Source organism: Kitasatospora albolonga, assembly GCF_039535905.1.
GTDB lineage: Bacteria > Actinomycetota > Actinomycetes > Streptomycetales > Streptomycetaceae > Kitasatospora > Kitasatospora albolonga.
In genome coordinates, this window is the sequence record NZ_BAAAYB010000145.1 from 94,615 (window position 1) to 108,028 (window position 13,414).

General features: G+C 70.4%; 8 protein-coding genes and 2 pseudogenes. 4 read left to right on the forward strand and 6 right to left on the reverse strand.

Features of this window, described 5'->3' with window-relative positions:
• Positions 1 to 1,063: 1,063 nt before the first annotated feature.
• The 4 genes from ABD946_RS35960 to ABD946_RS35975 form a co-directional block, all read right to left on the reverse strand.
• Positions 1,064 to 1,462, reverse strand: coding sequence for a DUF2267 domain-containing protein (locus ABD946_RS35960; protein WP_345289881.1), 399 nt, complete (start codon positions 1,460 to 1,462; stop codon positions 1,064 to 1,066).
• Between the two features lie 34 nt (positions 1,463 to 1,496).
• A complete protein-coding gene (locus ABD946_RS35965) occupies positions 1,497 to 1,901 on the reverse strand; it encodes a DUF2267 domain-containing protein (protein WP_345289883.1) in 405 nt (134 codons plus the stop codon).
• A gap of 46 nt (positions 1,902 to 1,947) precedes the next feature.
• On the reverse strand, positions 1,948 to 2,241 hold the full coding sequence (locus tag ABD946_RS35970; RefSeq protein ID WP_345289884.1) for an STAS domain-containing protein: 294 nt from the start codon (positions 2,239 to 2,241) through the stop codon (positions 1,948 to 1,950).
• Between the two features lie 123 nt (positions 2,242 to 2,364).
• On the reverse strand, positions 2,365 to 2,799 hold the full coding sequence (locus tag ABD946_RS35975; RefSeq protein WP_345289885.1) for an Hsp20/alpha crystallin family protein: 435 nt from the start codon (positions 2,797 to 2,799) through the stop codon (positions 2,365 to 2,367).
• 443 nt (positions 2,800 to 3,242) lie between these two features.
• Between ABD946_RS35975 and ABD946_RS35980 the strand changes: the two are divergent.
• From ABD946_RS35980 to ABD946_RS35990, 3 genes and pseudogenes are all read left to right on the forward strand, one after another.
• Positions 3,243 to 3,413: pseudogene (locus ABD946_RS35980) on the forward strand (Asp23/Gls24 family envelope stress response protein); the annotation flags it as partial.
• 38 nt (positions 3,414 to 3,451) lie between these two features.
• Positions 3,452 to 4,389, forward strand: a pseudogene (locus ABD946_RS35985) (IS5 family transposase).
• 514 nt (positions 4,390 to 4,903) lie between these two features.
• Positions 4,904 to 5,581, forward strand: a complete 678-nt coding sequence (locus ABD946_RS35990; RefSeq protein ID WP_345289886.1) for a LysM peptidoglycan-binding domain-containing protein — start codon at positions 4,904 to 4,906, stop codon at positions 5,579 to 5,581.
• A 111-nt stretch (positions 5,582 to 5,692) separates the two neighbouring features.
• On the opposite strand, the gene ABD946_RS35995 is transcribed toward ABD946_RS35990, so the two are convergent.
• Positions 5,693 to 6,046 carry a hypothetical protein gene (locus ABD946_RS35995; protein WP_345289887.1) on the reverse strand — a complete coding sequence of 118 codons (354 nt, stop codon included), beginning with the start codon at positions 6,044 to 6,046 and terminating at the stop codon, positions 5,693 to 5,695.
• 8 nt (positions 6,047 to 6,054) lie between these two features.
• Positions 6,055 to 6,354: a hypothetical protein gene (locus tag ABD946_RS36000; protein ID WP_345289889.1), complete on the reverse strand. Its 300-nt coding sequence runs from the start codon at positions 6,352 to 6,354 to the stop codon at positions 6,055 to 6,057.
• Positions 6,355 to 8,550: 2,196 nt separating this feature from the next.
• Here ABD946_RS36000 and ABD946_RS36005 point away from each other — a divergent pair.
• Complete coding sequence (locus ABD946_RS36005; protein ID WP_345289890.1) at positions 8,551 to 8,853, forward strand: hypothetical protein; 303 nt, start codon at positions 8,551 to 8,553, stop codon at positions 8,851 to 8,853.
• Positions 8,854 to 13,414 lie beyond the last annotated feature (4,561 nt).

The following is a 13,414-nucleotide window of genomic DNA, read 5'->3' on the forward strand; positions in this document are numbered from 1 at the left end:
CCTACATGTCCTGCTCGGCTTGGAACCCCACTGCACGGACTTCCCAGCACGCGCGCCCGCAGTCCGGCGCCTTTGCTGAGATCCTGCCTCCTGCAACCACTGGTGACTGCGAATCGACTGCACCTGCGCTTGCCGCGGTACCGCCTTCCGGTGGCCCCTGATCACTGCGGGCCACCTGGTACGGCTGCCAGTCCCGTCACCGTCCTGCACCTGCCGTGGCTCCGGAACTCCGCTGCCGTACCGCATCTCCTGCAGCACACCCACCTGCCCGGCGTGCAGCTCGGTACTGCCCGTACTGCTTCTTCACCAACTGCGGTACCGCTGGTGGCAGCCCCTGATCACTGCGGGCTGCCCGGCCCGGCCGCCGGTCCTGTCGCCGTACTGCACCAACCCTGGCTCCAGAACCCCACAACCGTGCCGAGACTTGCGAACTTCCTTACTGCTCCCGCCAGTTCGTGTCTGGCGGGCCTTTCTGACTTCTGGCTACGAGAGAAACACTAACCACACCCCGTGCCAATGTCTACTCCGGCCAGCATAGATTTTTCGGTGTTCGGGTGGGAGATAGTCTTCGGCCCGCGTGCGGGGCGGAAGGCGCCTCACGTGAGCTGGGACAATGCGCGGGAGGGTGAACGGTGGAGGAGGCCAGGGGCAGGTCGGCAGGACGCATGCCCGCCCCCATACGGGTGAGTCCCTGCTGGCCGCCCTCGCTGAGGCCGTCCACGACCACGACGAACGGACGCTGCGCCGGCTCCTGGCACGCTTCGCAGAACAGGCCACCCTCGCCGACCTGCCCGCACTCAGCTCCGCCCTCGGCGCGGGCCAGCGCGGGCGTGGGCGCGGCAGGCCGCGGCGCTCCCGGTAGACGACCGGGGCTCAGCACTCGGGGAGCGTCAGTCCAGGGCCCCGCTACAGGTCTCCGACCGTGCACTTGCCGTCGCCGTCGGCATCCAGCGCGTCCAGGACAGCGATGCACTCCGGGTTCTCCATCAGCGCGGGCACCGCGTGCTCCACGACGTCCTCTGCCGCCGCCCGGCGCCCGCCGGGCGGCGGCAGAGGCAGGGGCTCAGGCCGCGGCCGCGAGGTCGGCCCTGCCGAACAGCAGCGCGTAGCCGCTCGGCAGGTGGGCGAGGACGCGGTCAGTGAGCCGGTCACCGGCGAGGTCGGCGAGGGCGGCCAGGACCGAGGAGGTGTCCCAGCGGGCGGTGGCGTGGGTGGTGCCCAGGGTGCGGGCGACGACTTCGACGAAGCCGGCCCCGGTGACCGCCTCGGGCATGGGAATCTGGGAAACGAACAGAGCGCGGTCGCACTCGGGCAGGACCGCTGCCAGCGCGCTGCGTTCGTCGCCTGTGAGCTGGCCGCCGAGAACACTCAGGACGGCCGCGAGGACGCTCTCGGCTTCCTGGCTGGTGGGATAGTGGCCGTTGGCGCGGATCTGCTCGATGAGGTGGCGGTGCCGGTTCATGGCGGTGGCCCTCCTGGAACGGCGGACGGAGCGGTCAGGGGCGGTGACCGGGCTGGGGCCGGCCAAAGAGCAGGTCGTAGCCGGGCGGGAGTTGGAGCAGGACGCGTTCGGTGAGCTGGTCGCCGGCGGCGTCGGCGACGGTGCTGAGCACCGCGCCGACGTCCCACAGGGCGGTGGCTTCGGTGGCGCCCTCGATCCAGGCGGCGGTGGCGCGCACGAACCGCTCGGGGGTGAGCGGCTCGACCGCCTGCAGCGGATTCAGCAGCACCAGGGTCAGGGTGACCGGCAGCCGGGCGGCCAGGTGGGCGCGGACCTCGCCCGCCAGGTGGGCGCCGAGCAGGCCCATCACGACCCGGGCGGCGCGCTCGGCCTCCTCGGGGGTGTCGTATTCGCCGCGTACTCGGACCTCGTCCAAGAACGCGCTCCATCGCAGGGTCATGACCTCTCCTGCTGGGTATTCAGGGGCGGTTGAGGGGTCGGCCCGGTCAGGGCTCGACCGCCAGGGTCCGGTCGGTGCCGGTCAGACGCAGCAGCCGGCTCACGCGGGCTGCCGGCGCGCGCAGGACGAGCCGCCTTCCCTGCCGGTGAGCGTCGCCCGCGGCCGCGACCTGCGCGCCGAGGCCGACACAGTCCATGAAGGTGACCTGCGAGAGGTCGAGCACGACGACGTGGTGCTCACGCAGGGCGTCGGTCAGGGCGCGGCGCAGTGCGGGGGCGGTGGCGAGGTCGATCTCGCCACCGGACCTCAGCGGTGCGGGCGCGGAAGTGCGCTGCGGCATCGCTCTTCTCCCTCTGCCGGGCCGTGGCCGCGGCCGTTCACGTCTGGTCAGGGAGGCGTGAGTTGAGGGGTGTTCCGCGCCGCCCCCGGGGGGAATTGAGGCGGCGCGGAACAGCTTCGGAGGCTAGGCCCGGATCTGCTTGCGGCCGGCGCTGTGACCGATGGTGATCTTGCGGGGCTTGGCCTTCTCCGCGACCGGGATCTTCAGGGTGAGCACGCCGGCGTCGTAGTCGGCGCTGATCCCCTCGGGGTCGAGGGTGTCGGAGAGCATGATCTGCCGCGAGAAGACGCCGAGCGGGCGCTCGGCGAGCTCCCACTTCACGCCCTCGCCCTCACGGCGGGGACGGCGCTCGGCCTTGACGGTCAGCATGTTGCGCTCGACGTCGATGTCGATCGCTCCCGGGTCCACCCCGGGCAGGTCGAAGCAGATCACGTACTCGTCACCGGCACGGTAGGCGTCCAGCGGCATCGGGGTCGGACGCGACCAGGTGCCGGTCGAGTTGATGAACTGCTGGGTGAGCCGGTCCAGCTCACGGAAGGGGTCGGTGCGCATCAGCATCGGAAAACACCTCCAGGTGGTCGGGCTTGGGCAGCCAGTGCGCTTCACCTGAGACTTTTGTAGCATGTCATCCATCCGATGACAAACAGCCATGTCACCTAGAAGGTGACACCTGAGGCGCGACGCCACCCACCCCTCCCACAGGTACCACTGGCCCCGACGAGCCCCTCTCCTTCCTCACCGCCGCCACGGCCCTGACCCCGGCCGCCATACACGACACCGTCCGCACCGCCCGCTCCCGGGCATTCGCCGACACGGGCAGCGGATCGTCGAGCGGGCCCGAGGCCGCTCTGACCGCGCCCCTGCTCCTTCGCGAGCTACGCGCCGAACTCGTCGACTGGGAAGCCGGCCCACCGCGGCTCGCAGCGGACGGCGCTCAGGCCCTCCCCCACCCGCCTCGGCGGCCGACCCGGGCGATGACGTGGGAACCGAGGAGCCTGGTGGTGGAGTACGGCGTGTCGATCGCCGAGATCGCCGCCGAGGTCCGGGAGGAAGTGGTCGGCGCGGTGTAGCGCATGACGGGTCTTCAGGTCGTCGAGGTGAACATCAACGTGGTCGACGTCCACCTGCCCGACGAGGACGACGAAGACGCCCCCTCCACCCGTGTCCGCTAGGCAGTGTCCTGTCGATCAGTTGAGTCGTTGATAGGACTGTGGGACATAGGGGTGATCTGACGGATGCTCAGTGGGAGCGGCTCGAGCCGCTCCTGCCGGTGAGCAACGGGCGTTGTGGCCGGTGGCGGAATCACCGGCAGGTGGTGAACGGGGTTCTGTACCGGATCCGCACCGGTGTGCAGTGGCGTGACCTGCCGGAACGGTACGGGCCGTGGAAGACCGTTCACGAGCGGCATCGCCGCTGGTCGGCGGACGGCACCTGGGAGCGGCTGCTCCAACGGGTGCAGGCCGAGGCGGACGCCGCAGGGGACATCGACTGGGACGTGTCGGTGGACTCGACCTCGGTCCGCGCGCATCAGCATGCGGCCGGCGCCCGGCACGCACCACCTCCTCCGTCCTCGCGAGTCAAGGGGGGCTCCGCTCAAGCGGTCAGGTCCGCTCGGATCCGGGCGGACCTGGTCGCCCTGCTGGTGGAGGTGGTGCGGGAGGTGAGGCGCTCGGCCGCTCACGCGGCGGCTTCACGACCAAGGTCCACCTGAGCGCGGACGGCCGATGCCGGATCCTGTCACTGGTCCTGACACCCGGTCAGCAGGCCGACTGCACCCAGTTCGAGGCCGTCATGGCCCGGATCAGAGTGCCCCGCCTGGCCACCGGCTGACCCCGCACGACACCCGACAGCGTCAGCGCCGACAAGGGCTACAGCAACCGCCAAACCCGCGCCTACCTGCGCAGACGCGGGATCCGCCACGTCATCCCGGAGAAGGCCGACCAGGCGGCCGGCCGCATCCGGCGCGGACGCGTCGGTGGCCGACCACCCGGCTTCGACAAGGAGCGCTACGAGAAGCGCAACACCGTTGAGCGGGCCATCAACAAGCTGAAGAACTTCCGCGCGGTCGCGACCAGATACGACAAGCGCGCCTACGTCTACCTCGGCACTGTGACCGCCGCGGCGCTGCTGATCTGGCTCCGCTTGTGATCGCCAGGACAGTGCCTAACGCCGCGCTCATCTCTGTGGCCGCCAACACCCCCGCCGTAAACGGCGGATGAGCATCCGGGGCGCGACGTACGCGCAGGGTGGCCGCAGGGCAGCGCTGTGGTGGCCGTGTGCCCGGGCTCACAGCGGCCCGGATGTGACCGGGGCCACGAATCCGCCCTGCTGCGGGCCGCCCGGGAGCCGGACGGTGACCGCGAATCAGCTCCCGGCGTGATCGATACCAGCGGTAATACCGCGCTGAGCTGGGACTTCTCCGAGACCCTTGGAGATCGCACCAGCTCGCTCCTAGCTTCGAAACCAGTGCAACGAGCACTTCCCGGGTTCACCCCCGAGGCACGGCGCACCGGCTCACCCCGGCGCCGCAGGCCGGGGTGAGCGGGTCGGAGCCGGTACGCCAGACGCCTACCGGACCGACCGCGACGACCTAGTCGGACGGACCGGCCCCTCCCCGGGGCCTGGTTCCGCCTGCCTGCCCGGGGCGTCCGAGAGGATCCGCATGAGCACCCGTCACGCCGCCGCCGAGTCCGCCGCCACCGCCCCCACCGTCACCAAGCGCACCAAGCGCGCCCGTCTCGGCATGGCCGCCCTGGCCGTCGCGGTGCTCCCGTTCGCCGGACTCGCCACGGCCACCTCGGCCTCGGCCGCCACCACCTCCACCTGGGACAAGGTCGCGCAGTGCGAGTCCAGTGGTGACTGGAGCGCCAACACCGGCAACGGCTTCTACGGCGGACTCCAGTTCACCCCGTCCACCTGGGCGGAGTTCGGCGGCACCCAGTACGCGCCCAGCGCCGACCAGGCCACCCGCGCCCAGCAGATCGACATCGCCGAGAACGTCCTCGCCGTCCAGGGCCCCGGCGCCTGGCCGGTGTGCAGCGGCGTGGCCGGGCTGACCTCGGGCGGCACCGCCGCGAACGTGGACACCAGCTCCTCCGCCACCAGCTCCTCCACCTCCGCCGGCACCTCCGCCGGCACCGGCAGCAGCTCCTCGAAGAGCAGCACCTCGTCCTCCACCGGCACCGCCTCCGACGGCAGCTACACCGTGCAGAGCGGCGACACCCTCGGCGGCATCGCCGCCGCCAACGGCACCAGCACCGAGGCCCTCTACGCCGCGAACGCCCAGGTCGTCGGCTCCGACCCGAACCTGATCTACCCGGGCCAGGTCCTCGCCGTCTGACCCTCCCTCAGGAGCGCCCCCGGCGTGCTCTCCGGCGCGGGCCCGGCCGACCGACGGCCGGGCCCGCACCGTGCTGCGCCGCGCTGCGCCGAGCCACCGGTGACGGGTCGGTCAGAGCTCGGCGGAGAGGACGACCTTGCGCCTGCCGGGGTGCTTCGACCCGGCCAGGCGGAAGGCCGATCCCGCTTCCTCCACCCGCAGGTGATGGCTGATCAGCAGGCCGGGGAGCTCGGGCCGCTGCCGCAGGTACCCCTCCGCCAACGGCAGGTAGGTCGACCACGGCGGCTTCCAGGTCGTGGTCAGCGTGAGGCGGCGCTCGAAGAAGCTCCGGAGCCGGCGGCGAGGAAGCGCAGCTTCGACCCCGACGGGCCCCCGGGTCCGGGGAGGGTGACCGCCCGTCAGCCGCCCGGCCGCCGCCCGGCCGCCGAGCGCGGCTCGGACGTCCTCGCGACACACGACCGGCACCGAGCCGTTCATCGCCGGGCAGCGGCTCCCGAAGCGGCCACGACCAGTGCACTGACGAGGGCGACGTCGCGGGCGACCGTGGCCACCTGCCAGGGCGGTGCACCCGGGCGACCGCCCAGCTGCGGCTGGGCCTCCTCCTCGGGGTCGACGGTGATGGTGACGGGGGTGCCGATCCCCGGCCGGTCCTTGGCCTCCGCCGACCAGAAGGCCCACCGCTCGCGCCGGTCGGGGCCGACCACGTCGTAGTAGGGGATCGGCCCCGGGTCCAGGCCCGCCCCGGTCCCGACCTCCCAGTGCCGGCCGACCACACCGGTCAGGGTGACCCCCCCGGTCGTGGAGCACCTGGCGGTCCCACCAGAACAGGCTCAGCAGCGTGAAGACCACACCTCCGAGCACGGCGACCACGCCGACCGCCCGGACCAGGAAGACCACCACGTCGTGGGACTCCACCTCCCGGAGGCTCACGTAGACGCACCGCGCCAGACCGATCCAGAGCGCCACCGCGACCACGAACAGGACCGGCGGATTCCCACCGCTCCACCGGTCGGCCACCTTCAACACCCAGGCGCCACCAAGCACCAGACCGGTCACCGCTCCCAGGCTCAGCACGAAATGGCCCCAGCACGCCCGACGCCCAACCACCCCGGGCCAAGGAATCCCCCACCATACGACCCACGGTCTCCGCCGCCCGACGGACGGTCAAGACCCGGAGCCCGAAACCCCCGCGCGGGGTGACGCCTGAACGTCGATGTGCACAACTCCATTCCCAGGAAGCACACTTGACCAACCTGCAGGCAGGGCGCGAAGCCCGTCCGCCGACGGCGGCGCCACCCGCGCCTGATCACCCGATCCACCAGCCGACCTCGACGTCCGCGATGCCGACGGGGTACGGCGTTCCCCTGGATGTGCGACAGCTCGGCCACCGTGCGGCAACTGCCGACGAGGGTCTGCCGCAGGGCGAATGCCGAGGGACTGGTGACAGCGGCTCCGCTGGCCGGAAAGGCGTGTGATTTGACCGAGTTGGACTACCTGACGAGGGTCGCGGTCTCCATCATTCTTGCGTGTCCACGCCAAGGAGTGCGTGGGACGGGGAGGAATCAGAGATGCGATTGACAGGACGCGCGAGGATCGCCGCCGCGGCGACGAGCCTGCTGCTGGCCGTGCTCGGCCGGTCTGGCCGTCGGCGTGGGGACGCTTCGGCGACCGCCTCGTGCGGTCAGGCCGGTGCGTACCGCGACGGCACCACTTGTCACGATGACCGCCGGTGTCGCCGCCAACATGCGATCGGGTTCGAGCACCAGCTGTGCCGTCAAGGGCTGGGCCGACAACCAGGACACGCTCGTGTACTGGTGTTACACCGCAACGACAGCGGCTCCACTGGACCTACCTGTACAACTCCCACGACAGTGACCTACGGCTGGGTCAGCGACTCGCTGCTCCCCAAACGGGGGCGCCCACGCCACATGCGGGTAGTGTACGCCGTGACACCGTGGCCGTCCGCTCGCTCGCCGGCGGGCGGCCCTCCACGTGCGGGACCGTCCTGCCGGGCCGTCCGTTCGGGTGAATCTGAACCCTCCTCACCGGACCCGACGGCCCGCCGTCCGGGGCTTACCGGCCCGCTACCGGCCCACCGCCCGTGATCTCCGCCGCCCCGTGGCCGACGTACGGTCATGCCGCGATCGGCGCACGACATTCGGCTGCATGAGGGACATGTGAGCATCACCTTCGTCGTGGGGACCGGGCCGGTGCGGGTCGACCATGCTCCTCCGTGCCCTCCAGGCCCACCCCGACGTGCTGAGCCTGAACGAGCTCTTCACCTCCCTCGCCTGCCGGGGCACCCTCGGCTTCGGCGGCCGGACGGTCGACGGCCTGCGAGTTCTGGGAGGTCCTGGGCGGGCCCGTCCGCCCCCTCGACGCCATCGCGGCCTCCCCGTACCCCATGCGGAACTGCTCTACCCGTACGGCAGCGGGCGCTTCCGGGCCCGGGACCGGCGTGCCCCACCGTCTCCACATGACCCTGCCCGCCCTCACCGCCGACCCCGACGCGCTGCACGGACGAACTGGCCGCCGCCGTGCCCACCTGGCCGGCCCGCCCGCTGCCCGGGCAGTACCGCGTGCTCTCTCGAGGAACTGCGGCAGCGTGCCGAGCGAGACACCCTCGGTGGTGTTCACGAGCGCTCGGGCGCCTCGCTCGCCTTCCTCCCCGCCCTGCGCGCCATGTTCCCCGAGGCCGCTTCGTGCACCTCTGCCAGCGCTCCCGGGCCCGTGCCGTCGCGCTGTCCGATGAGCACCGTCACATCGCTTCCGCACGCTCCTGCTGCGCACACCAGGCGATGACCCTGCTCGGCCTGAGCTCCCCCTTCGAGCTCGGCCCCGAGCACATCACCTCACTCCCCGGCCACCTCGCCCACCTCGCGCCGGTGACGTGGACTGCGAGCTCGTGATGTGCGCACCCCGTTCCCGCTGGCCCGCGTTCGCCGGGTTCTGGTCCCGGCTCGTCGTCCATGGGCGTCGACGAGCTGACCCACCTGGCCCGACCGACCGGCGGATGGCCCTCTCCCTACGAGGAGCTCCTCGACGACCCGGAGCAGCACTTCGCTGCCCGCCTGGCCGCGTTCGCCGGGGCCGAGAACCCACCCCGCTGGCTGCGCGAGGCCGCCGCCTCCGTCCTGCGCACCGACCGCCACCGTCACCGACCCGGACAACCCTGCGCGCCTGTGCCCCGGGCGACCGGCCCTCGCCCAGCAGCGGCCCTCTTCGTGCGGGTCGCCCGAATACCCGCCGACCTGGTCACCGCAGGCCCCTGACGGCCCTCGTCGTCTTCTTCCCGCCGTCGGCCGAGCCTCAGGGAAGTCCCAGGAAAGTCACAAGGAGTTCCCCACCAGGCAGCCGCGCACCGTACCTCGACGGTGGGAGGATCGGAGTGCGGTCCCGTCCGGCAGCTGTGATGCCGGACGGCCCACCGTCCGGAGGTCCGGAAGGCTCGACTCACGTAGCCCGACGATCGGGTGTTACCGGAGTATTTGTACCGGAGCACGCGGTACGCGCAGTGCCCCTCGAACCGGGTACCTGCCAGTCCCTCGTCACGCGACGCCGAGCCAGGCGTGGCTCAGTTCAGGAGAGCTGTGTGCGTGCTCGCCTGCATCGACGCAGGTCGATATCAGCGTAACCGAGCGGCGACCGTGGCGTAGCGGCACAGAGGGTGGCGCGTGTAGAGCGCATGCCGCCGCGATCACCCAGTGCCGATGTCGGTCGTGAGGAAGGTGGGCAAGTGAATCGGCGGAAGCAGATGGAGAGGTCTCGGGCCGCACTCGCCAGGGCCTCCGGACGGACCGCCGTCCGGCGCGCTCCGCACCCTCACGCCCGGCCACTGCGGATCGCGAGTGACGACGATGGTTGCGCGTCGCCTGCCCTGGCGCGGACGGACAAGCGCGGGTGCACAGCGCGTACCCCACAGTCCGTACTCGCTCCCCATCAACACTCCGGACGGCGAGGGTGGTGGCCTTGAGGGGCCTAGGTGTCTCCGCATTGCTGCCATGGCATCGCGGTTTGTCCGCGGCCAAGATCACCAACCTCCCGTCGACCGTCTGCGCCGATCAGCCCGACGCTGCAGCTAAACGCCAACCGTGCGCTTGATGGCGGGTGGTGCCGGTAGTCGAGAGCAGGCTCCACGTCGGAGACGGCTGTAGTTCGAAGGAGGGAGTCCGCCGGCGCACGCGCTAGGTGGGGAACTCGTAGGCGCGTGCGGGAGAGTTGTTCGGTGACGTCTCAAGAACCTCGCTCGCACGTGGTTCAGTCGTAGACGTGGCGGTCCCTGCTCGCCGGGCCCAGGTAGTGAGTCGTCCCAACACGATCGAGGCCAGACGGCATGCTAGCGCGACCATGCATGGTGCGGTAGAGCAGGTGGCGTAGCTAGGCGATGGTGAACGATGTGGACCCGAGGAACAGGTCGGCACTATGCGCTGGTGTACAGCTGGCAGGAGGAGCTCTTCCCGTCAGGCGACGCTGGCATGGAACAGAGCGCATGGCACGGGGCGAGCGCCATCGTCGATCCAGCTGCGGCGACGTTACCACGCGAGACGCGAGCATGCCCGGCGGGAGTCCGCGGTCGGGTGCGCAGGGTGTACGAGTTACACATGGGCGATCTGGGCGAGTGTGCCGCAGCGGCCGTCCGGCGCTCGGCCAGGAGCGCCATCCTGCACGCCGTAGACCGGCCGAGCTCGCCGTTCTGTCTCGGCCAGCCCAACTTTCGTCCAGTGATGCTACGCGTTGCGTGCAGCCAGTCGACGTGGGAATCGCCGTCGCGGAACCAGATCGAGCTCGTTGACCACGGACACTCAGGTGCACCTTCCTTGTGGTGACCAGAGGGGAAGCCGGGAAGGTCAGGTCGTACGGAGCTGGTGCCGAAGACGCTGACGCGTCCGGATGCCGTTCGCTCCTCTCAGTCAGGCCGTAGGCCGTCTTACGGTGGTGAGCAACTACATCCGCAGGAGTGTCTTCGTAACTGGGCGTCTGCGATCGCCCGCCGAGTTGTACCGGCTGCCCAGCTGCGCGATGATCGACACGCGCCACCGACCGGGTGACACCCGCGGGGGCGGTACGACAGTGGCGCGCCACTGCTGGCACGGAGCGACAAAAGCAGCGGACGCGTGTTCACGCACTGCCCCGGCCCGCCGCGGGTGCTGCGATGCCTGCGGCGCCGGGCCTGCCGGAGGAGTACGGCAGCGCTCACGCCGAGGGGGAAACTGGTGTGTGACGGGGCGTCACCGTGGATGCGTCTCCGCACCATCCGCTCAGCGCGGCGTCAAGACCTCACCGTCTCGCCCCGCTCGCACCTCACCCTCGCCTCCGCGCGCCCGCTCTGCCGCGCCGCGCCCGCGCGCCCGGGGTGACATCACGAGCGGGCGCCGTGACGGACGCAGAAGACGCCGGGTCATCGTTCGTGCGGACCCCAGGGACACGTGCGGATCGAACACTGAAGCCGTTACCACGCGGCGCCGAGGAGGATCTCGCGGCGCGCCGGTCTTCGCTCGCGGACCGCCCCTGCGAAGGAGAGACCTGATCCGCGTGACCAGAGGACGCGCGAGACCCTCGACTAACAGTCCTTCGGCCGGGCGTGCGCGAAGTCGCGCATGATGGTCGCCGACGACGGCTACGCCCGACTCATCCTCAGCATTCCGCCCGCGGCGGCGTCTTCGTGGACCGGCGGCTGGCGTACTACGCGCTACGACTGGCAAGCACATGCCACTGGTGAACGTCGAGTCGGGACTCGAGAGCAGTACGAGATCCGCGGACGAGAGCCGCACGTGCCGGGTGGGCAAGACCTGGCTCACACGGCGGCGGCCGGTGAACACTGCGCGCGGACGTGCGATCGTCGGCAGCTAACACAAGACCTTCGTCGCCGTCGCGGTTGGTTCTATCCAACTCGTCGCGAGCGCCGGATGCGAGCTGGACCCGCGACACTCGTACCATCATACCATCCGGGCCTGGTCCCGCGCCCGGCGGCGACGGCGTCCGGATCACGGTGCGCCGCTGCTGCAGCAGACTCAGCGGCTGCCAACTACAGCTGCCACCTGCCGCATGAGATCGCCACTCCTACGAGCGGGACGAGCTGCTCGCAGCTCGCGCTCGCCACGCCGGCCATCCAGGCAGCTAGTCCCGAGGATCGCAGGTGGGCGTAGAAACAAGTACAGCAACAAGCCAACTACGCTGCTGCCCCTGTTTATGATACCTGGTGGTGGAGAAGGTGAGCGGGCCGGGCCGCTAGGCACGCGGAGCTGGCCGACGATCATGCTGCACCGCTCGGCCTGCGCGCACCACTAAGTCCCCGCCCTCGCGAGCTGCCATCGAGGGCCCGCACTACCCAGGGCTACACCGGGAGTCGGCGGGCGAGCCTTCGCCGGACGGTCACCGTACATCGACCCGCACTATCCTGTGGTCCTCTGAGCGGACGCCTGTCCATCTGGATCTCGCTCCACACGGCCCGTCACAGAGCTGGGACCGTTCTTCTCTCGCGCCTGTCTCAGGGGCGAAGCTCCTCGGTCCCGCCAGCTGGAGGTAGATGCGCATCGCCACCGTTTCGACTGAGGAAGGATGGCCGCACGCCGTCGTCGACCGCGGGCGCCCGGTACGGTAGCCTCGCCTGGTCGAGAGCCGGCCGCTCTCATGCGGCGCGTACTACTGGGGTCACCATGGCGGCAGCATCCCCGTGTCTTTTTCGAGAGATGCCCGGTCGCGTCATACCGATGTGCTACGTGGGTCGGTCGTGGGCGGCCAGGCGTCGCGCTGGTTAGACGAACAGCGGGCGACGCGGTCGCTCTGCGCGGTTGATGCGTGAGTGGTAACGCCGCTCTGTGCGCGTACCCTCTCCGCTGAGGGAGGTGTATTTCAACTCGACTCTGCTTGTACGGAGATGACGACGTCACCCTCGGGAGACGGGTGCACAGGTGGGCACGGAGCGGCCGACGAGGGGAGGTTGTCGGATGTACGGACGGTTCACGGCCTCCGGTCGCGGCGGCCGCGCTGCTGCTCGGTGGGCGTCGTGGCGGGCGGTCGCCGCCCTGCACGGCCGAGCGGGCAGGCTGCGGGTCCGGCACGCGGGGCGGTCCGACGCAGTGCCGGGACGCTGACCTGGTGATTGCTCAAGGAGACTGCGCGTCCGCGGGGACTTCGCGGCCCCGGCGCTGTGCCTCCCCGCTACGTGCGGGCAGTGAAGCGGAGCTTACGACTCCGCGCTGCAACTCGAGCCTTCTCTGCGCGCGCTGACCGACCTGTCAGGCCCGCTTGCCTGGCGGCCGACCGGCGGTGGCGCGAGCGTGGCCAGGACCGCGGGTTGAAGCTGTGACGCCATGCAGTATCAACTGACTGCGCCGTTCCCTGGGCTGGACCGGATCGATCCCGGCACCGGCGGCCGCTCGCATAAAACTTTTCTGGGGAATATTCATGATACGGGTAGTAAAATTTAACGACAAACCGTCACGTCTAGCCGGGGACCACGGCGCGAGCGCTGGGAGTTGGTGACCGGGTGTACGTGGTCGACACGGGGGGCGTGAACATTCTGATAGCACCGATGGACGTCGAAGGGGGTGGTCCCTGTACGGCTTCTAACGCGCGACTGACGGATACGGCAGGGCGCGACGAAAGGCAACAGGCACTACGGGACCCACCGTTCGCTGCACCGCGGCGGGGCTGGTCCAGATACCATACGGAAGGTGGCCAAGGCAGGCCTCGGTGGTCGCGGTCCAGTGTCCTCGACGAGGAACGGGAAGGGAGGGACGTACGAGCAGGTGATCGCGGGCGTCGAAGGTGTGACCCGCAACGCCTGGTAAAGGCCCGCCGTGGGAACATGAGCCTCGGCGGCGACCCCCG